The organism is Amycolatopsis sp. NPDC006131 (genome assembly GCF_040614175.1).
In the GTDB taxonomy this organism is placed as follows: domain Bacteria; phylum Actinomycetota; class Actinomycetes; order Mycobacteriales; family Pseudonocardiaceae; genus Amycolatopsis_E; species Amycolatopsis_E tucumanensis.
In genome coordinates, this window is record NZ_JBEXTX010000022.1 from 1 (window position 1) to 17,924 (window position 17,924).

Annotated in this window: 23 protein-coding genes; 11 read left to right on the forward strand and 12 right to left on the reverse strand. The window is 72.6% G+C overall.

Annotated features, from left to right (window positions below):
* Positions 1-109: 109 nt before the first annotated feature.
* Together ABZ215_RS14405 and ABZ215_RS14410 are read right to left on the reverse strand one after the other, a co-directional pair.
* Positions 110-556: a DoxX family protein gene (locus ABZ215_RS14405; protein WP_354949832.1), complete on the reverse strand. Its 447-nt coding sequence runs from the start codon at positions 554-556 to the stop codon at positions 110-112.
* 27 nt (positions 557-583) lie between these two features.
* Positions 584-1,159 carry an NADPH-dependent F420 reductase gene (locus ABZ215_RS14410; RefSeq protein ID WP_354949833.1) on the reverse strand — a complete coding sequence of 192 codons (576 nt, stop codon included), beginning with the start codon at positions 1,157-1,159 and terminating at the stop codon, positions 584-586.
* Positions 1,160-1,253: 94 nt separating this feature from the next.
* Here ABZ215_RS14410 and ABZ215_RS14415 point away from each other — a divergent pair, with 94 nt between their 5' ends.
* Positions 1,254-1,748 (forward strand): MarR family transcriptional regulator, encoded by a 495-nt coding sequence (locus ABZ215_RS14415; RefSeq protein WP_354949834.1) that lies wholly within the window; start codon positions 1,254-1,256, stop codon positions 1,746-1,748.
* A 3-nt stretch (positions 1,749-1,751) separates the two neighbouring features.
* Here the strand turns inward: ABZ215_RS14415 and ABZ215_RS14420 are convergent, their stop codons facing one another.
* Together ABZ215_RS14420 and ABZ215_RS14425 are read right to left on the reverse strand one after the other, a co-directional pair.
* Positions 1,752-1,886 carry a hypothetical protein gene (locus ABZ215_RS14420; protein WP_354949835.1) on the reverse strand — a complete coding sequence of 45 codons (135 nt, stop codon included), beginning with the start codon at positions 1,884-1,886 and terminating at the stop codon, positions 1,752-1,754.
* 277 nt (positions 1,887-2,163) lie between these two features.
* Entirely contained in the window at positions 2,164-2,466 is a 303-nt protein-coding gene (locus tag ABZ215_RS14425; protein WP_354949836.1) for a hypothetical protein, read from the reverse strand.
* Positions 2,467-2,883: 417 nt separating this feature from the next.
* Between ABZ215_RS14425 and ABZ215_RS14430 the strand changes: the two genes are divergently transcribed.
* The 9 genes from ABZ215_RS14430 to ABZ215_RS14470 all read left to right on the forward strand — a co-directional run bounded on the left by ABZ215_RS14430 (position 2,884) and on the right by ABZ215_RS14470 (position 8,947).
* Complete coding sequence (locus ABZ215_RS14430) at positions 2,884-3,153, forward strand: metal-sensitive transcriptional regulator (protein ID WP_027929553.1); 270 nt, start codon at positions 2,884-2,886, stop codon at positions 3,151-3,153.
* 86 nt (positions 3,154-3,239) lie between these two features.
* Entirely contained in the window at positions 3,240-4,622 is a 1,383-nt protein-coding gene (locus ABZ215_RS14435; protein WP_354949837.1) for an MBL fold metallo-hydrolase, read from the forward strand.
* Positions 4,623-4,625: 3 nt separating this feature from the next.
* The gene (locus tag ABZ215_RS14440) at positions 4,626-5,411 is read left to right on the forward strand and encodes a sulfite exporter TauE/SafE family protein (RefSeq protein ID WP_354949838.1); all 786 of its coding nucleotides are present in this window, start codon (positions 4,626-4,628) and stop codon (positions 5,409-5,411) included.
* Between the two features lie 154 nt (positions 5,412-5,565).
* On the forward strand, positions 5,566-5,814 hold the full coding sequence (locus ABZ215_RS14445) for a hypothetical protein (protein WP_354949839.1): 249 nt from the start codon (positions 5,566-5,568) through the stop codon (positions 5,812-5,814).
* Positions 5,811-6,128: a hypothetical protein gene (locus tag ABZ215_RS14450; protein ID WP_354949840.1), complete on the forward strand. Its 318-nt coding sequence runs from the start codon at positions 5,811-5,813 to the stop codon at positions 6,126-6,128. Before ABZ215_RS14445 ends, ABZ215_RS14450 begins: the two co-directional genes overlap by 4 nt.
* A gap of 144 nt (positions 6,129-6,272) precedes the next feature.
* Positions 6,273-6,644: a hypothetical protein gene (locus ABZ215_RS14455; RefSeq protein WP_354949841.1), complete on the forward strand. Its 372-nt coding sequence runs from the start codon at positions 6,273-6,275 to the stop codon at positions 6,642-6,644.
* Positions 6,645-6,729: 85 nt separating this feature from the next.
* A complete protein-coding gene (locus ABZ215_RS14460; RefSeq protein ID WP_354949842.1) occupies positions 6,730-7,203 on the forward strand; it encodes a hypothetical protein in 474 nt (157 codons plus the stop codon).
* The gene (locus ABZ215_RS14465) at positions 7,188-7,835 is read left to right on the forward strand and encodes an FAD-dependent monooxygenase (RefSeq protein ID WP_354949843.1); all 648 of its coding nucleotides are present in this window, start codon (positions 7,188-7,190) and stop codon (positions 7,833-7,835) included. Before ABZ215_RS14460 ends, ABZ215_RS14465 begins: the two co-directional genes overlap by 16 nt.
* A gap of 431 nt (positions 7,836-8,266) precedes the next feature.
* On the forward strand, positions 8,267-8,947 hold the full coding sequence (locus ABZ215_RS14470; protein ID WP_354949844.1) for a response regulator transcription factor: 681 nt from the start codon (positions 8,267-8,269) through the stop codon (positions 8,945-8,947).
* 50 nt (positions 8,948-8,997) lie between these two features.
* On the opposite strand, the gene ABZ215_RS14475 is transcribed toward ABZ215_RS14470, so the two are convergent.
* The 3 genes from ABZ215_RS14475 to ABZ215_RS14485 are packed head-to-tail and all read right to left on the reverse strand — an operon-like array spanning position 8,998 to position 12,141.
* Complete coding sequence (locus ABZ215_RS14475) at positions 8,998-10,383, reverse strand: universal stress protein (protein ID WP_354949845.1); 1,386 nt, start codon at positions 10,381-10,383, stop codon at positions 8,998-9,000.
* Positions 10,380-11,318, reverse strand: coding sequence for a hypothetical protein (locus ABZ215_RS14480; RefSeq protein ID WP_354949846.1), 939 nt, complete (start codon positions 11,316-11,318; stop codon positions 10,380-10,382). The genes ABZ215_RS14475 and ABZ215_RS14480 overlap by 4 nt, the downstream gene beginning before the upstream one ends.
* 19 nt (positions 11,319-11,337) lie before the next feature.
* The gene (locus ABZ215_RS14485) at positions 11,338-12,141 is read right to left on the reverse strand and encodes a universal stress protein (protein WP_354949847.1); all 804 of its coding nucleotides are present in this window, start codon (positions 12,139-12,141) and stop codon (positions 11,338-11,340) included.
* 108 nt (positions 12,142-12,249) lie between these two features.
* Between ABZ215_RS14485 and ABZ215_RS14490 the strand changes: the two genes are divergently transcribed.
* Positions 12,250-13,734, forward strand: a complete 1,485-nt coding sequence (locus ABZ215_RS14490; RefSeq protein WP_354949848.1) for an AAA family ATPase — start codon at positions 12,250-12,252, stop codon at positions 13,732-13,734.
* On the opposite strand, the gene ABZ215_RS14495 is transcribed toward ABZ215_RS14490, so the two are convergent.
* From ABZ215_RS14495 to ABZ215_RS14515, 5 genes are all read right to left on the reverse strand, one after another.
* The gene (locus ABZ215_RS14495) at positions 13,702-14,673 is read right to left on the reverse strand and encodes a hypothetical protein (protein ID WP_354949849.1); all 972 of its coding nucleotides are present in this window, start codon (positions 14,671-14,673) and stop codon (positions 13,702-13,704) included. The two genes, ABZ215_RS14490 and ABZ215_RS14495, sit on opposite strands and share 33 nt — an antisense overlap.
* Positions 14,670-15,173, reverse strand: a complete 504-nt coding sequence (locus tag ABZ215_RS14500; RefSeq protein ID WP_354949850.1) for a flavodoxin domain-containing protein — start codon at positions 15,171-15,173, stop codon at positions 14,670-14,672. Before ABZ215_RS14500 ends, ABZ215_RS14495 begins: the two co-directional genes overlap by 4 nt.
* 18 nt (positions 15,174-15,191) lie before the next feature.
* Complete coding sequence (locus ABZ215_RS14505; protein ID WP_354949851.1) at positions 15,192-16,583, reverse strand: DUF4389 domain-containing protein; 1,392 nt, start codon at positions 16,581-16,583, stop codon at positions 15,192-15,194.
* Between the two features lie 78 nt (positions 16,584-16,661).
* Positions 16,662-17,099, reverse strand: coding sequence for a universal stress protein (locus ABZ215_RS14510; protein ID WP_354949852.1), 438 nt, complete (start codon positions 17,097-17,099; stop codon positions 16,662-16,664).
* Positions 17,100-17,475: 376 nt separating this feature from the next.
* Positions 17,476-17,913, reverse strand: coding sequence for a hypothetical protein (locus tag ABZ215_RS14515; protein ID WP_354949853.1), 438 nt, complete (start codon positions 17,911-17,913; stop codon positions 17,476-17,478).
* Between the last annotated feature and the right edge of the window lie 11 nt (positions 17,914-17,924).

Genomic DNA, 17,924 nt, shown 5'->3' on the forward strand with positions numbered 1-17,924 from the left:
GGCGGGTCCAACCCGAGCGTGCTGGCCTACAAGCGGACCTGGATCCGGCCGGACGGGCGGCTCGACATCGTCCTGTGTGTGAATCTGCGCCGGCCCCACGCCCCTCGGCCTACTGGCGAACCGCGGGCGCCGTACCAGCCCGGCGGATCAGCCGGGGCGCGATCAGATGATCCAGGCTGAACCGTCCCCCGCCGACCGCGGCGAGGATGAGGGCCGCCGCGGCGAGCGTCAGTACGAGCTCGAAGCCGTTGCCGCTCACAAACACGCCGTTGCCCGCGTGAACCAAGACGAACGCACCCACCATGTCGAGGGCGAGCAGCAGACCGGCGACAGGGACCGCGAGCCCGGCGACCAGCGCGGCGCCCCCTGCCAGTTCAACGAGGGCCGCGAACCAGGCGCTGACCGACGGCAGCGGGACGCCCATCTGCCCGAACGCGGCAGAGGTGCCGGCAAGGCCCCACTCGGTGAACTTCTGCCACCCGTGTGCGACGAAGATCAGGCCGACGGCGGCCCGGGCCACGAGCACGGCAAGGTCGCGCAGAGCACTCTTGTTCATCGAAAACGCCTCCGTGATACGCCCTGGTCAGGAGATGACGGCGAAGCCGCCGGTCCAGGCCACCTTGTCGGCGGCCGCCAACGTGATCTGCAGGAAGCCGATGGCCTCCAGCTCGCGAGCCCGCTTGAGCGCGCCGGCATCGATCGCGCGTAGGCCCGCACCCGTGGCCAGCTCGGCCACCGCTGTTTTGGCACCGGCGTCGTCGCCGGCGACGAGCACGGTGGCCGGCGTGCCGCCGACCGTGCCGTCGGCCAGGGTGGCCGCGAAGGTGGTGTTGAACGCCTTGACCACGCGGGCGCCCGGCAGGGCCGCGGCGATCTCGGCGGTCGCGGAGCTGTCGGCCGGAACAGTCAGCTCGTCGAAGGTCTCGAAATTCAGCGGGTTGGTGATGTCGACGACGATCTTGCCCTCGAACTGGCCGGCGCGCTGCGCGAGGACGTCGGCGACCGCCGGATAGGGCACCGCGAGCACCACGATGTCGCCGGTCACCGGCTTGCCGGAGTCGGTGCTGCCGAACACCTCCGCCGTGTTGCCCGACTTCTCCACCAGGCCCGCGATGGCCTTCCCCATGTTGCCGCTGCCGATGATGCTGACGTGCGTCATCCCGGATCCCTTCTGCTAGCTCATTGGTTGTTGCTACAACTATCTCCTCTCAACTCGGTTGTAGCAACAACCATTCCGATGGCATCCTGTGAGGGTGAACACGGAATACCTCGACCGCGACCAGTTGGCCGCATGGGTGCGCCTGGTGGCGATCCTGGAACTGCTGCCAGGCGTTTTGGACACCCAGCTTCGACGCGACGCCCAGCTCACCCATTTCGACTACTACGTCCTGGCGATGCTGTCGGAAGCGCCGGGCCGCGTTCTGCGGATGACCGCCCTGGCGCAGCAGACGGGAGCGACCCTCGCCCGCCTGTCCCACGTCGTCCAGCGGCTCGAGACCCGTGGACTGGTCGAGCGTTTTCCATGCCCAGAGGACAAGCGCGCCACGAACGCCCGCCTCACCGACGCCGGGCGGCAGAAGGTCCAGGACAGCGCCCCTGGCCACGTCGCCACCGTCCGGCATTACGTGATCGACGCGCTCACCCCGGAGCAGATCACGCACCTGACCAGCATCGGCGACGCCATCCTGAACCGCCTCGACCCGGACGGCAACCGCGTCGCGTTCTACCGCCGGTACGACACGCCGTAGGCGTCACCACCCTGCCCAGCCGAGCGCGCCGCCACCGCACGCGGCCTCCGGCCAACACGCCGTTTCCTGCGGCCAGCCGAAGTCGTCGCCCCACAGCATGGCGGGGTCCTGCGCGGTGAGCCTGTTCACTGCGTCCACTACCCACTCCCTTCACAAAGTGCTGGGGCTCCACCCCCGATGCAGAAAAGATCGCGGCGGCGCGGTCAGCGCTGACCGCCGAAGGTGGCGGAGTGCACGTGGCAGGATGGCTCGGATGCTGCCCGGAGCAGCCCGTCGGCGTCGAGCGGCTCACCCGAGCGCCGCTCCGCGCGGCAGGGACACCCGGCGACGGGCGGGCCAGACACCGCGCAGGCAGGTCTTGACCGGCGATTCCACGCGAACGGCACCGCGCGATCCGCCGGCAGCCGCGACGACCTCACCCATCGCGCTGCGCTACCCCTGTCAGAAGGCCGGGCCGGTCAGCGGTCCAATGGGGAGTGCTGACCGTGTCGCAGCGTCTCGTAATCGCGCCGGTAGGTCGGCTCGTCGATCTCGCCGCGGGCGAAACGGCCAGCAGCTGCTCCGGCGTCGGACGGCTCCGGCCCTCCGGTTCGGACCGACGCTGCACGGCGCGGAACAGCGTCACGACCGCCACGATCATCAACGCCGACAGGGCCACATTGCCGAGGGTCATGAGGGCGATGCCCCAGCCGCTCATCCCGCTTCCGGACCAATACATCTTCGCCGGCTCCTTTCCGAGGCGCTCTCCAGCGTGCGCGTCTCCCTCAACGGCCGGGGATGGGCCAAGGTCGCAGCCGTGGGGAACACAAGGGCCCGACAGCGGACGCGTACCGCCTGATCTGCAAGATCTCGAACTCGACGATCGCTGCCCGGTGGGGTCACGACCGCCCGGTGGCGACCTTGATACCCCCGGGGGTACCGTGGACGCCAGCGGACCAAGGAGGTTCACCGATGTGTCGTCGTGTGACGTGTGGCCGGTGCGGCAAGGCCACCTACGCTGGGTGCGGCCAGCACGTGGAAGAAGTGCTTGCGGACGTGCCGGCCGGGCAGCGCTGCCGGTGCGAGCCCGAGGAGCGGGGCGGGGCGCTGCGGCGCCTGTTCGGGCGATGAGCGCGCGGCAGGCGGAGGTGGCCTGATGGAGATGGGACCCGAACTGACCGGCGACGCCCTGGTGCGGCTGCGCCGCGCGCAGGGCCAGCTGGCCGCGGTGATCAGCATGATGGAGAACGGCGGGGACTGCCAGGAGGTGCTGACCCAGCTGGCCGCGGTGTCCCGCGCCCTGGACCGCGCCGGGTTCAAGATCGTCGCCAGCGGGATGCGGCACTGCCAGGCCGCACGCGACCGCGGGGAAGAACCCCCCATGACCGAGGCCGAGCTGGAGAAGCTCTTCCTGGCCCTGGCCTGACCCCCGGCGCCGTTCCCGCGGCGCCGGGGTGTCGTCGTCGCATACCCCCCGGGGTACAAACCAGGACGAACCGAAGGAGGAAGGCCATGCTGGATGTACAGGTGATCGAGACGTCGTCGCTGGGCGACCGCAGCTACCTCGCCCACGACGGAGAACTCGCGGTGGTGGTGGACCCGCAACGCGACATCGACCGAATCGCCGCACTGGCGGGCCGGCTCGGGGTGCGCGTCGCGTGGGTGCTGGAAACCCACGTGCACAACGACTACGTGTCGGGCGGGCTGCACCTGGCCCGGCTCACCGGCGCGCGCTATGGGGTCTCCGCGGCCGACGACGTGCCGTTCGAGCGCGCACCGGTGCGCGAGGGGGACGTGATCGAGGTGTCCGAGCGGATGCGGATCCGGCCGGTCGCCACCCCCGGCCACACCTTCCACCACCTGTCCTACATTCTCGACGGACCGGACGGGCCGGAGGGCGTGTTCACCGGCGGCTCGCTGCTGCTGGGCACCACCGGCCGCACCGACCTGCTGGGCCAGGACCACGCGCACGAACTGGCCCGCCACCAGCACTCGTCCGCCCACCGCCTCGCCGACCTGCTGCCCGACGGCGCGGCCGTGTGGCCCACCCACGGGTTCGGCAGCTTCTGCTCGGCCACCCAGGCCGACAGCGAGGCCTCCACGATCGGCCGCGAACGACGGCACAACCCGGCGCTCACCTTGGCCGAGGGCGAGTTCGTCGAGCAGACCCTGGCCGGTTTGGACGTCTACCCGGCCTACTACGCGCACATGGGCCCGCACAACGTCGCCGGCCCGGACCCGATCGACCTCAGTCCGGCCCGCACCGCGGGCCCGGACGAGCTGCGCCGGCGGATCGACGACGGCGAGTGGGTGGTGGACCTGCGCTCTCGCAAGGCGTTCGTGCACTCGCACCTGGCCGGCACGATCAGCTTCGGCCTCGACGGGCCGATGGCGACCTGGCTGGGCTGGCTCATCGACTGGGGCGCGCCGATCACGCTGCTCGGCGACACCCCGGACGAGGTCGCACGGGCGCAGCGGGAACTGGCCCGCATCGGCATCGACCGGCCCGCCGCCGCAGCCAGTGGCGGTCCCGGGGAGTGGTCCGGCGGCAGGCCCGAGCGGCTGGCGAGCCTGCCCGCCGCGTCGTTCGCCGACCTTGCCGCGGCCCTGCAGCACGGTCACGCCGGTGGCTACCCGCAGCCCGCGGTGGTACTGGACGTCCGCCTGCCCCATGAATGGCGGGACGCCCACGTGCGCGACGCCGTGCACATCCCCCTGCCCGAACTCCCCCGGCGCCTCAGCGAACTCCCGGAGGGTCCGGTGTGGGTGCACTGCGGCAGCGGCTACCGCGCCACCGCGGCGGCCTCACTGCTCGCCCGCGCCGGACGGACCGTCGTCCTCATCGACGACCTGTTCGCAAGCGCCGCCCACGCGGGCGTGCCGATGGCGGCCTGACCGGTGCTGGTCGTCGTCGCCTTGGCCGGGCTGCTCATCGGGGTGGCGCTGGGCGCGCTCGGTGCGGGCGGATCGATCCTCGCGGTACCCGCCCTGGTCTACCTCGCCGGGCAGCCCCTCGCCGCCGCCATCCCCACCGCGCTGATCGTGGTCGGGCTGTCCTCCGCGGCGGCGTTGGCGCCCAGGTTGCGGGCTGGCGTGGTGCGGTGGCGGGTGGCGCTGGTGTTCGGCGTGGCCGGCGTCCCCGCCGCATTCGGGGGCGCCGCGCTCGGGCGGTCGCTGTCCCCGCGGCTGCTGATGCTCGGGTTCGCCGTGCTGATGGCGGTCGTCGCGGTGCGCATGCTGCGGGACCGCGCGGGCAGCGGCGGTGCGTGCCGCACCACGAGCGGGCGTGTCAACTGGCGCACTTGCTTGCCGTCGGCCGTGGGCACCGGCGCCGTCGTCGGCCTGCTGACCGGGCTGTTCGGGGTCGGCGGCGGGTTCCTCATCGTCCCCGCGCTGACCCTGCTACTCGGCCTGGACGCGGCCGCGGCGGTCGCGACCTCCCTGGTCGTCATTGTCATCAACTCGGCGGCCGGGTTGCTGGCTCACGCCGGAGCCCCCATCGACTGGGGCGTCGCCGCCGTCTTCGGTCTCGCGGCCGCGATCGCGGCGGTGACGGGCGGGCGCCTGACCCGCCGCCTGCCCTCGCACCTGGTCCGACGGGCGTTCGCCTCGGTGGTCCTGCTCGTGGCGGCCGGGCTCGCCGTAGCGGTCACGATCGCCCCGGGCTCCCTGCCGGTGAGCTGACACCGGGTGATCCGCCGTGGTGAGCCGGAGGTGCGGGGTGAACAGTCGTCGGCGTCGGCAGGCTGACTTAGGTCCCTGCGATCGGAGCCGTAGGTCCATTTCTGCCCAGGCCTCTCGCCGCCCACGCTGGACGTGCACGTGAGGCGGAGTGGACATGGCACAGAAACACCGGCACTGGCGCGACCTGAGCCGCACCGAACAGGGAGCGATCGTGGCCGCGGCCACCCTGCGGGTGGCACTGGCCGCCGACGCGTGGTGGGACCTCTCACGACGGCCCGCGGAATCGGTGCGCGGCCCGAAGGGCGCCTGGGCGATGGCAATTGCCGTGAACTTCATCGGCCCGCTCGAACACCGGCGCTTCGGGCGCAAGCCCGTCGTCGAGCCCGAACCGGCCCACCCGTGAAGGGCCAGGTCCTGGGCCTGGCCCTGATCCTGACGGCCACCCTGGTCGTCGCCGCGTGCGCGGCCGGGCCGAACGACGCCGTGCAGTCCAACCCGCCCGCCCCCGCCGGGTTCTGGCTGGGCGTGTGGCACGGGATCATCTGCCCCATCGCGTTCATCGTCTCGTTGTTCAACGACAGCGTCGGCATCTACGAGGTGCACAACAACGGCAACTGGTACAACTTCGGCTTCGTCGCCGGAATCGCCCTGATGGGCGCGATCTTCAGCCGACCCGCGGTCGCCACCCCCGTACGGGCACGCAGGCGGAAGCGATGAACAGAAGTCCCCGCCGCTGGACCGAAAGTCCCGTCCGAGGGAGGCGCAAAGGCCACAGAATCTCGGGAATTCCGGCCGTGTCGGCGGACACGCCGGCGTGGGGAGATTGGGTGTAGCACCTCGTCGAGAGGAAGGACCGGGACGATGTCGACCCCCATCACCACCGCGCACACCCGCCACACGCCCGACCACTATCCCGACCTCGCAGACCGGCACCTCGCAGCCACGTTGCCGGCGGAGAACCGGGCGGAGGACCCACGGCTCGATCCGTTCGAGCGTCACCTGTCGGACGCACCTCCGCCGGCTGCACCAGTGCGTCGCGTCGCGCAACACTTCGTGGTCGTCACCGGGCACCGGTGGTGCCGGGAACGTGCCTGTGCCGCCACGGTGATCGTGGACGAACTGACCGGCGTCTGCCTACGCTGCCACACCACACCCGACACCCGGGCGGCCCGCCAGCCGGTGTGCTCCTGCCGAGGGAGCCTGGCCGCCGCCACCGAAGCGCGGAGTTGGTGAAGGAGAATCGATGCTTTCCCACGAACCCCTGCCCCATCGAACGGCATGGCGCGCCGTAGCTTCCTGTGCCGCAGAGACCGCGCGCATGCTCGCGAGACGGGAGATCCACTTGTCACGGCGGCACCTCGGCGAGCGGCTCACTTTCGCCGACGGGAGTTCCGGCGTCGTGTACCGCGAGACCACAGTGGACAGCCGGCCGGCGGATCCCTGCGTCCTCGTCGTCGTGTTCCGGTTGCGGTGGATACGCGGGCGCGGCCACACCCTGTTCCGCTGGGAAAGCCTGCTGAACACTCCCCTGTTCGTGGGGTTCCCCGGTTTCGTGTCCAAGCTCTGGCTAACCAACGACGATCAGGACCGGTACCGCGGGGTGTACGATTGGGACGGTCCGGAGCGGGCGAAGCGCTACGCCCGGTCGTTATGGCGAGTGCTCGCCCTGGTCAGCGTCCCCGGTTCCATCGACTACCAGGTGCTCCCCGGGCAGCGGTGCGACGACGTGCTCGCCCACTCCGACCGCCTGGGCGCCCCGGCCGAGCGGAACTCCTGGTGGCGACCGGTCTGACGGCAGACGTCCTCGTGGCCGGCGCCGGGCCGACGGGGCTCACGGTCGCATTGCAGCTGCACGACCACGGCGCAGGCGTCCGGATCGTGGACCGGCGGCCGGAGGCGTTCCGGCCCTCCCGCGCGATGATCGTGCAGCCGCGCACGCTCGAGGTGCTTCGGCCGCTCGACGTAACGGACGCGCTCCTGGACCGTGGCGACCGGGCCCCGCAAGCCTTGCTCCACCTCGGCCGCCGCCAGGTGCCGGTCTCGCTCGGCGACCTCACCCTGCCGGACACGGCCTTCCCGCACCTCACGCTCCTGCGTCAGATGGACGTCGAAGAGGTCCTCATCGAGGCGCTGGCGCGGCGCGGTGTGGCCGTCGAACGCGGCACCGAACTGGTCGGCATGCGGCCCGATCCCGGGTCGGTGCTGGCGACACGCCGCTCCCTGGCGGGCACGCAAGAGGCCCGCTTCCGGTTCCTCGCGGCGTGTGACGGCCAGGCCAGTAGGGCGCGGACGCTGGCCGGCATCGGCTGGCACGGCGGCCCCTACCGGGAGGACGCGGTGCTGGCCGACCTCGAACTGGACACCGAACTCGCCCCCGGCGTCGGGCACGTCGTGGCGCCGCGCGGGGCGCCGGCTGTCCCGTAAACCCGCACGACCCGCTCGCCGGCCGCCATGGTGGCCTCGGCGACGACGCGGTCGGCACGGGCGGGCACGCGCAGTGCCAGGTGCACGCTGTCCACCGGCTGGGGATGATGCGACGGGAGGTGACGTAGCTGGTCGAGGGCGTAGCCGAGGGCAGCGGGACCCACCTGGCCGGCAATTTCCACGTGCCCGCCCGGCTCGCCAAGTCCGGGCGCGGGCAGGCCGCAGAAGCAGATCCGTACGGTCACGCCTCCACAGCCCTGGACCGTTGTGGTAGCGGTCAGGGGAATTGGTCAGTGCGTGGCAGGGACTTTCGTCCACCCCGGCCCCATTGGTGACCTTGGTCCCTGGCGGAGGTGACTTCCGCCGTGCCCGGTGCGGCGCCCGGGACCCTACCGTGGGGAGATCACCACTCCCAGGAAGGTGAAACTGCCGTGATCACAGTGTTCCTCGTCGACGACCACGAGGTCGTCCGCCGCGGCGTCGGCGACCTGCTCGAGGCCGACGCCGAGCTGAAGGTCATCGGCGAGGCGTCGACCGCCGCGCAGGCGATGGCCCGGATTCCGGCATTGCGGCCGGACGTGGCGGTTCTGGACGTGCGCCTGCCGGACGGCAACGGCATCGAGCTGTGCCGCGAGCTGCGATCGCGGCTGTCCGAGCTCAACGTTTTGATCCTCACCTCCTACACCGACGAGGAGGCGATGCTCAACGCGATCCTCGCCGGTGCCGGTGGCTACGCCATCAAGGACATCGCAGGCATCCAGCTGGCCGCCGCCGTGCGCGAGGTGGGTTCCGGCCGTTCTCTGCTGGACACCCGCGCGGCTGCGACCCTGATGGCCAGGCTGCGTGCGAACGCCGCCGACGACGGCCCGCTGGCCGGCCTCACCGACCGGGAGCGGACCCTGCTCGACCTCATCGGCGAGGGACTGACCAACGCGCAGATCGCGAAGCGGATGTTCCTCGCCGAGAAGACGGTCAAGAACTACGTGTCGCGGCTGCTGGCCAAGCTCGGCCTGGAACGCCGCACGCAGGCCGCTGTGCTGTCCGCGAGGCTGAGCGCGCGGGAGCATGCCGACGGCCCTCGCTGCGACACCTGGTCACCTGTGGCGCGCTGAGGCGGCGCCCGCCGAAAGGGGCTCCGGCCGCGGCCGGAGCTCACGTGCTCTCAGCTGGCCTCGAGGGCCGCTCGAGCGCCCCGTAGCGTGAGTGTGATCAAGTGATCGGTGACCTTCGCCCCGGCGGCGAGCTCCCGGTAGGTGTCGTCGACGATGGCTCGCACCCGCGCCGGGTCGGCGGCGGGAAAGGCCCGCCGCAGTTCCTCCGCGACGGCGCCCAGCTCGTCGGCGACCAGGTGGGAGCCTGCCGGAGCGGGCGGGCGCTGGCGGTAGGACTCACTGGCGAAGTACCGGCGCATCGACGCCTCGGCCAGGTCGACCGCCCCATGACGGTCCGCAGAATCCCCTGCCGGCGCGTGCCAGGTGCGCAGCGCCGTGACCGAGGTGCCGTACAGCGCGGCCATTTTCATCGCGTACCGGGCCGCGGCGACGCTGCCGTCGACCCCGGCGACGATCGATCCCGCGTCGGTGACGCGGCCGCGGACCACCACGACCGGGCGGCGGCCGTGCACGGCCAGCGCCAGGCCGCAGGATCCGAACAAGAGCCTGCTGGCCCCACCGTCGCCGTCGTGCCCGAGGACCACCTCCGCGGCCCGCCGCGACTCGCGGCGCAGCACGACCCGGGGATCGCCCTCACGCAGCCGCTGCTCCACCCGCACTCCGGGTGCTGTGTCCCGCGCCACCGCTTCGGCGGTGCGGCGGCGGTCGGCGCCCCAGGCGCGCAGCTCCGCGCGTACTTGCTCGGCTGTCAAGCGCAGGGCGGAGTAGTCCCGCTCGCCGCGGGGGTAGGCGTGGACCAGGCGCAGCGGCACGCCCAGGCGGGCGGCGTCACGGGCGCCCCAGCGCACCGCGTCGAGCGCCGAGCCGGAGCCGTCGACGCCGACCGCGGGCGCGGAGCCGGCGGTGAGCGCGCCGACGACGGCGGGCACCGCGAACCCGGCGGACTCGGCCAGGGTGACGATCCAGAACCAGCTCCGCGTGAAGGCCCGGCCGTGCACCGGCTTCCACTCCGACAGGTCGATCGCGACCAGCGGCGCCTCCAGGAGCGCGGGCACGAGCAGCCAACGCTGCCGGTACACCGCCACCGCTGCGGCGCGCTCGGCTTCGTGCAGCATCCGGCCGGTCCCGGCCGACCACCCGTCGGACAGCCGCACGCCGACCGGTACCGCCGCGCGGAAGTGGCGCCAACACGACTTGCCGGCGGCGCTCCCGGCGACGACCAGCACCCGGTTCCCGGCCCGGGTGTACTGCACCGGGAACACGACCGGCTCACGGGCGGGGCGCGAGCGGTACCGCAGAGCGCACAGCCGCCCGGCGGCCAGCGGGGCGCGCGGGGCGAGGGCGAGCGCGGAGTTCAGCAGCCGCAGGATCATCCGGTGGACCGCGGGGCCGCGGACTGCCGCGTGCCGGTGGACCGCCGGCACGGAGGTGCTCACTTCGATTTCCCCGCACTGGCCGGGATTGTGGCGCGAGCGGGCGTGGCGGTGACCGGGTAGCCGATCCGCAGGATCGCCTGCGGGTATCCGGGGAGGTCGAGCTTTTCGATCAGCCCGGCGCGCACCTCGGGCAGGTGCAGCGGCTGGGTCAGGACTGAGCCCACGAGGCCCGCGGCGATGGCCGCCAGCCACGCCCGCTCGAGCGCGGCGCCGGCCTGCAGGTGGTCGCGGCGGGTGTCGTCCGCGGTGAGCACGATCAGCAGGGATTCCGCCGCGATCCGCTCGGTCAGGGTGACCGTGTCGGGCAGGTGGGTGTCCGCCCGCACGAGACCCGACCAGGGCAGCGTAGTCTCCTTCGACGGCCGGTGCCGGAACCCGGCGGACCAGGCGGTGAGTTCCCGCTGGTAGGCCCGGTCGGCGCGGAGCACCCCGCCGGCGTGGGTGAGCAGCTGGGCCAGCGGCGCCGCCTCGGTGCGGGACTGGACGAGGCGCGCTTCGGTGCCCGGCCCCGCCGCGGCGTCGCCGAGCAGGCGCAGGACCCGGGGCGGCACGTGGTGCAGCGCGAACGGCGAGCGGTAGCTGCTGCGCTGGAAGATCGCCGAATAGTGGTCGATCTCCGCGGGGAGGGCGTCCCGGCGGTCGGCGACGCCGATTTCGGCGACCAGGTCCGGTCGTGTCGCCGACGGCAGCAGTTCGACCTCGGGCCGCCAACCGAGCACCCGCACCGCGAGGTCCAGGTTGGTCAGCGCGGTGCCGCACGAGAGCACCCGGTCCTGGCCGGTGGGGTCGTGCCGGGGCAGCGACACGTCGAACCGCTCGTACAGCCCGAGGACGTCGCCGGCGACCTCGAGCACCCAGGGTTGCGAGTTGTGGACGGACGGGGCGCAACTCGCGGCGCGTGCGAGCGCCCCGACCTCGACCTGGGACCAGTGCATGTCTCTCCTTGGAACTTCGTCAGCGGACCAGGGCGACCGGGCACGGGCTGTGGTGGAGCAGGGCCTGGCTGGTGGAGCCGAGGCCCATGCCGTCGGGGGCGTGCCGCCCGCGGGAGCCGACCACGATCAGCTGAGCGTCGCGGGCCTCGGCGAGCAGGCCGCGCACGGGTCGGTCCCGCACGGCGCGCTGCCCCAGGTCCACGTCGGGGAACTTCTCCCGCCACCCGGCGAGCCGTTCGGCCAGCAACCGGCGCTCGTCCTCGGCGACCTCGGCATAGTCGACGTCGATCGGCAGCACCGACCAGGTCTCGCCGAGGGTCATGTCGGTCCAGGTCCAGGTATGCAGGGCGATCAGCGGCGCCTGCCGCCTGGCGGCGGCGTCGAAGGCGATGGCCGCGTCGCTCGACGCGGAGGCGTCCACCCCCACCACCACGGGACCCCGTTGCGGCGGCGCGTCCCGCACCACGACGACGGGACAGGGCGCGTGGGTGGCGAGCGCGGAGGAGACCGAGCCGAGCAGCATGCCGGGGAAGCCACCGAGCCCGCGAGAGCCGAGGACCATCAGGCGGGCGGTTTCCGCCTCGTCGATCAGGGAGGCCGCGGCCGCCCCGGTCCGTAACCGGGTGTGGATCCGGACGCCGGGTTCGGCCGCCTGCGCCTGCTCCTGAGCTTCCCCGAGGCAGGCGCCGGTGGTGCCGACGTGCACAAGCCGGAGGGGCAGTGGCCGCAGCGCCGCCTCGTGCGCTGCCCACCGCGCCGCGTTGAGCGCGGAGGGCGACCCATCCACACCGGCGACGATGGCAGGTTCGGTCGATTCGGTCATGTCTCGATCGTGTCCGGCGCGCCCGGCCGGCGGGCAGAGCAGACGGACCCCAGCGGCGGGGCACTTCGGCTCTTTCCGGCGTTCTGATCGCCAGAGCACGCTGGCCCCATGCTGCGAACCCAAGCCACGCCCGTGGTTTCCCCGCCGGTGACAGCCGGCGCGCCGTGGGCGGACGTGCACGAGACCCACATCGGGGCGGTCTTCCTCGTCGGCGACCGTGCCTACAAGCTGAAGAAGCCCGTGGATCTGGGGTTTCTCGACTTCACCACACGGGAAGCCCGCGAGCGGGTCTGCCACCGCGAGGTCGAGCTGAACCGCCGGCTGGCGCCCGATGTCTACCTGGGCGTGTCGGACGTGCGCGATCCCTCCGGCGAGGTGTGCGACCACCTCGTCGTCATGCGCCGCATGCCCGAGGGACGCCGGTTGTCGTCGCTGGTGCGGGCGGGCGAGCCGCTCACCGGCACCGTGCGCGCCCTCGGCCGGCAGCTGGCGGCCTTCCACGCCGGGACCCGGCGGAGTCCGGAGATCACCGCGGAGGGGTCGCGGGATGCGATCCGGCGGCGGTGGGAGGCCAGTTTCGCGCAGGTCCGCCCCTTCCACGTCGTCCTGCACCCGGAAACCGCCGCGGAGACCGAACGGCTCACCCGGGAGTTCCTCGCCGGGCGCGAGGCCCTGTTCACCCGCCGGCAGAGCACCGGGCATGTCGTCGACGGGCACGGCGACCTGCTCGCCGACGACATCTTCTGCCTCGACGACGGGCCGCGTGTGCTCGACTGCCTGGAGTTCGACGACCACCTGCGCTGGGTCGACGGGCTCGACGACGTCGCGTTCCTCGCGATGGACCTGGAACGCCTGGGGGCCGGCGAGTTGGCCAGGACGCTGATGGACAGCTACGTCGAGCACTCCGGCGACCCCGCGCCGCCCGCGCTACGCCACCACTACACCGCCTACCGCGCGTTCGTCCGCGTCAAAGTGGCCTGCCTGCGCTTCGCCCAAGGCGACGACGTCGCCGCCGAACTCGCGCGCAGGTACGCCGCTCTCGCCCTGAGGCACCTGAGGCTCGGGCGTCCGCGGCTGATCCTCGTCGGCGGGCTGCCAGCGTCCGGGAAGTCCACGCTGGCCGACGCGAACGCCGGGCGGCTCGGCGCGACGGTCCTGCGCACCGACCGCATCCGCAAGGAACTCGCCGGCATCACGCCCGGGGACAGCGCCGCCACCGGGTACCGGGAAGGGCTCTACGACCAGGCGCGGACCGACCGCACCTACGCGGAGATGCTGCGCCGGGCCGCGGATCTGCTCGCCCTGGGCGAGACGGTCGTCCTGGACGCCTCCTGGTCCGACGCGCGGCAGCGGCTGGCCGCGGCTGAGCTGGCGCAAGCCGCCAGCTCCCCCGTCCTGCCGCTGCGATGCTGGGCGCCGGAAGCCGTCGCCGCGCACCGGCTGGCCACCCGCACCGGCTCCATGTCGGACGCGACCCCGGAGATCGCCCGCCACATGGCGAGCGACGTGCACCCGTGGCCGGAGGCGCACACCGTGCTCACCACCGGGACACCCGAGGACTCACTCGTGCAGGCTTTGTCCTATCTGGACTGATACGTCCGTGGCCGGGCGGCGGGGCACCCGCGGTGCCGGAAACCCGTAGCCGATGCGCAATAGCGTGTGCGGCTCGCCCTCGTCGCGGAACAGGGTACGCAGGGAGGCCCGCGTGGCCGGGACTTCCAGCGGCTGGGACAGGAACGAGGCGCTCAGCCCGAGTCGGGTGGCGGTGAGCAGCACCCGCTGCATCGCGAACCCCGCGCTGACCTGCGCAGCGGGGCCGTCGGTCCGGGTCAGCACCGCACCGAGCAGCGGTTGCTGCTCATACTCGCGCTCGCGCAGTTCGGACTGGCCGGCATAACGCCGCAGTGCCAGCACCGGCTCCGGGATCGGCGGCGGCCCGGCGGCCCGTGCCGGCACCCCGTCGGGCTCGCCGGGGCGGCGGCCGGTCCACCGCCGGGTTTCGGCGAGGAACCGCTCGTCGGTGCCCTGGAGGTGGTCGGCCGTGCGCACCAGCTCCGCGATCCGGTCGTAGCGCGCCCAGTCCACCACCAGGTGCAACGTGGCCCCCTCGGCCGCCGCTGCAGCGGCCAGCTCCTTCCGCACCGGGTCGGGCAAGCCCCGTTCCAGGAAGGGGCGGCGATTGGTGCGGCGCTGGGCGATGTAGCGGCCCAGCCCGGTTTCCGGCGCCGCGGTACCGGTGATCCGCACCCGCACCAGCAGCTCGGGTCGCTGGGGATCGGGCATGACCCGGGTGGTCACCCGTCGGCCGGAGGCGCGCAGGCTCAGCGTGAGGTTGCACGCGGCCGCCCCGCACGCGAGCCTCGCTTCTCGGCCGTCGGGGTCCGCGACGGGCAACACCCGCGCCGGATCGAGCAGGACGTCGACCCGGTCGCCGCACACCTCGAACAGCCAGGGTTGCGTGTTGTGCGGCGACGGCGCTTGAACGGCGGCGGACAGGGCACGCTCGACGAGCGTGCCCTGGTCCGTGGTCACCGCTGCCCCGCCAGCGACGCGCCCCACTCACGGGCGCGTTCGCGTTCCCCGGCGTGCAGATCGCCCGGTTCGGCGCCGTCGACGAAGAAGCTGGCCGGTTCGGCGGCGAGCGCGTATCCCTTGCGGCGCAGCCCCTTGGCCGCACCGTGGGCGGCGGAGCCGACCAGCCACGCCGGCTTGTCGATCCGGGTGTCGAAGGTCGCCGCTCGCGTGCCAGGTGTGGGCGGAGCCAAGCCGTCCATCCACTCGCGCAGTCCCGAGCGGGACCGGATGTCCGTGACGGCCTGTTTCCTGGCGCTTTCTCGCGTCGAGGCACGGCTCATCCCGTGCACGTGGGTCGGCCCGCCTGCGACGACGAGATCAAACCCCTCCGGCTGCTCCGGGGCGTCGTCGACGTTGGTCACCTCGACCTGCATCGCGGCGGAGAGTCCTTTCGCGATCTCCCGGGCGATGTCCTCGGTGCTGCCGAACATCGATTCGTACACGACGAGTGCTCGCATGGTGTCGTCCTTTCTCGGTCAGGATGTGGTCCGGGCGGGCCGCTGGGCGGTCCGGCGAACGGGGACGGCGATGAGCGCGACCCCGCCGGCCAGGAACAGCAGCCCGGCGCCCAGCAGGGCCCACGCGATGGGTTCCAGCCCGGGCAGGGTGGCGCCGATCTCGGCGCGGACACTCACCACGGGTGAGCCGTCGGCGTTGGTGACGACCACCGTCCAGTCGCCGCTTTCCATCGGCCACACCACGGTCTGCGTGCCGGGACCACTGGCCTGCGCGGCCCAGATGCCGGCGGTCCGCGGTGCGGCGAGCGTCCGGTTCCCGGTGTTCTGGATGGCGGCACCGCCCGCCCAGTCGGTCACAGTCGTGTACTGGGAGCCAGCGAGAAAGCCGTCAGCCGCGGTGGCCGGGGCGATTCCGACGAACACCGGCGTGGCCGGGTCGGTCGAGGTGACCCGCAGCCGGACGTCACCGACCACCTCGGCGATGCGGTCCCAATCGGCGGGCGTGCCGGCCAGCTCGATGTCCTCACCCGCGATCGCGTACCCGGTGGAGGTGACCGTGCGGGAGGTCGTCACGTAGCCCTCGGCGTCACGCTCGGATCGGTCAGCCCACAGCAGCGTGCTGCCACCGGTGACCAGTCCCATCGCGCCGAGCGCCAGCACCGCGCCCACGACCACGGACACCACGCGACCGGGGGTCCAGCGGTGGGCTGAGGGCTGCCAGGGAGCGGGTGAGGTCGTCACGCGCCCGGACGGGTCGTGCCCGCCGGGGTCGAACCGGAACGGCGGGTAGGCGTCGGTCATCAGGGCCGCGTAGGCGGCGACCCGCAGCACCCAGCGGTCCATGCCGAGCACGAAGTCGAAGATCGACCGCGGGTAGCGGCCGGTGAACAGCAGCGCGACCGCGGCGACGAACACCAGGATGGCGATCAGGCCGCCACCACCCCAGGTGAAGCCGTTGTCGTCATAGCCGGCCAGCCACAGACCGCCGCCGGCGAACAGACCGATCACCAGGTAGTGCGGCAGGGCGAGCAGCCACCACTTCACCAGCACCAGGCCCCGCGACAGCCGCCCGGGGTAGTCCACCTCGATGCGTGCGGGGTAGCCGGGCACGTCGGCGAGGGTGAACGGCGGGTAGAGGTCGGTGCCCAGGGCGGCGTAGGCGTAGAACTGCACACGCCAGGTCCATCTCAGCACGCCGACGTTGAAGTCGAAGATCGACCGCGGGTACCGACCGGTCAGCAGGATCGCGAAGAACGCGACGACGGTCAGGACGCAGAAGGCCGGCCACAGCAGGGCCAGCACCACCGCGTGCGGGAAGACCAGCAGCCACTTCACCAGCCACTGCCACCGCGACACGGCCGGGTCCAGGTTCCCCTCGACACGGACGGGATAGGACATCGGAGAACTCATCGGGCAACTCCTCACTTGACGTCTGGTGTCCCGACGCTCCCCCGGCGCGCGCGGTGGTCACCAGGACCGAAAGTCCCCTCAGCACGGGGATTCCGGCCCCTGCCCGGGCGGAACGACCATCACCGGGCACGCCGCCGCTCCGGTCACGATGCGCCCGGTCGAGCCCAGAAGCAGCCCCGGCAGTCCCGACCGGCCCCGGCTGCCGACGACCACCAGCTGGGCCCGATGACTCCAGCGCACCAGGTGGTGCGCGGGCCGGTCGGGGACGACGACCCGCCGCACCTCGACGTCGGGATGACGCTCCTGCCAGCCGGCCAGGCGCTCCGCGACCGAGCGGTGGTGCTCCTCCGCCGCCCGTTCCCACTCCAACCTCGGCGTCGCGGGAGTAGTCGCGGTGCGGTACTCGGCACTACTGCGCGCGTGCAGGGCGACCAGCGGGACGCGCCGGTGCGCCGCCTCCGCGAATGCCGCGGCGATCGCGTGCTCCCCGAAGCCGTCGGCGTCCACTCCGGTCACTACCGGACCGTCCGGGCCGTCCCGGCCTCGCACGACCACCACGGGACATCGTGCGCAGGGCGCGGCCACAAGCGTGGGCGAGTGCAGGGCGCGATCGAACACACCGCTCCGACCCGACGCGCCCAGAACCAGCAGGCGCGCCCTAGCGGCCCGGTCCACAAGCACCGTTCCCACTGGCCCCGGCACGGCCTCAGCCCGCACCGGTGCGGCGCCCCGCGCGGACGCGCTCATGACCGCGTCCGCCAGCGGCCGCTGCCCCGCATCGGGAACGCCCGCGAAAAGCAGAACCAGGGGCAATCGCCTGGCCGCAGCGAAATCCGCAGCCCAAGCCACCGCTCGCACTGCTGCGGCGGAAGCAGTCACCCCGACGACGACCTCACCGCTCATGCGGACCCGGCGCCCCGAAATCCTTCAGCCCCGCGACCAGCACGGCCAACCCCGCGAGCGCACACGCCGGCTGCAGCACGTTGTACGTGCGGATCACGCCGATCTCCACGACGATCCAGCCGATCAGGGCAGCACCGGCCAGCACGGCGGCCGGACTGGTACGGGTGTCGCGCCGGGCACCGAGGACGGTCACCACGGTCATCGGGACACCCACGATCAGCGCGAGGGACAATCCGGCGAAACCCGTGCTGTGGAACGGAAGCCGCTCGATCACCACGGCACCCAGGTCGACCGCACCCGTGACCAGGCCGATGGCCCCCGCCCAGGCGAACACCGCGAGCAAAGCGGTGCACGCGGCGAGCCACGGTCGGCGGCGGGCGATCCGGCTGTCCCTGCGCCACAACGGTTTCCAGTCGAGTTCCGGCATGGTGGCCTCCT

What these genes read in the sequence shown, in the direction of transcription:
- ABZ215_RS14515 (WP_354949853.1), bottom strand. Translation starts at nt 17,913, where the DNA reads ATGCCGGAACTCGACTGGAAACCGTTGTGGCGCAGGGACAGCCGGATC.
- ABZ215_RS14500 (WP_354949850.1), bottom strand. Translation starts at nt 15,173, where the DNA reads ATGCGAGCACTCGTCGTGTACGAATCGATGTTCGGCAGCACCGAGGAC.
- ABZ215_RS14435 (WP_354949837.1), top strand. Translation starts at nt 3,240, where the DNA reads ATGCTGGATGTACAGGTGATCGAGACGTCGTCGCTGGGCGACCGCAGC.
- ABZ215_RS14410 (WP_354949833.1), bottom strand. Translation starts at nt 1,159, where the DNA reads ATGACGCACGTCAGCATCATCGGCAGCGGCAACATGGGGAAGGCCATC.
- ABZ215_RS14455 (WP_354949841.1), top strand. Translation starts at nt 6,273, where the DNA reads ATGTCGACCCCCATCACCACCGCGCACACCCGCCACACGCCCGACCAC.
- ABZ215_RS14430 (WP_027929553.1), top strand. Translation starts at nt 2,884, where the DNA reads ATGGAGATGGGACCCGAACTGACCGGCGACGCCCTGGTGCGGCTGCGC.
- ABZ215_RS14505 (WP_354949851.1), bottom strand. Translation starts at nt 16,583, where the DNA reads ATGAGTTCTCCGATGTCCTATCCCGTCCGTGTCGAGGGGAACCTGGAC.
- ABZ215_RS14460 (WP_354949842.1), top strand. Translation starts at nt 6,730, where the DNA reads ATGCTCGCGAGACGGGAGATCCACTTGTCACGGCGGCACCTCGGCGAG.
- ABZ215_RS14405 (WP_354949832.1), bottom strand. Translation starts at nt 556, where the DNA reads ATGAACAAGAGTGCTCTGCGCGACCTTGCCGTGCTCGTGGCCCGGGCC.
- ABZ215_RS14485 (WP_354949847.1), bottom strand. Translation starts at nt 12,141, where the DNA reads ATGACCGAATCGACCGAACCTGCCATCGTCGCCGGTGTGGATGGGTCG.
- ABZ215_RS14490 (WP_354949848.1), top strand. Translation starts at nt 12,250, where the DNA reads ATGCTGCGAACCCAAGCCACGCCCGTGGTTTCCCCGCCGGTGACAGCC.
- ABZ215_RS14445 (WP_354949839.1), top strand. Translation starts at nt 5,566, where the DNA reads ATGGCACAGAAACACCGGCACTGGCGCGACCTGAGCCGCACCGAACAG.
- ABZ215_RS14425 (WP_354949836.1), bottom strand. Translation starts at nt 2,466, where the DNA reads ATGTATTGGTCCGGAAGCGGGATGAGCGGCTGGGGCATCGCCCTCATG.
- ABZ215_RS14480 (WP_354949846.1), bottom strand. Translation starts at nt 11,318, where the DNA reads ATGCACTGGTCCCAGGTCGAGGTCGGGGCGCTCGCACGCGCCGCGAGT.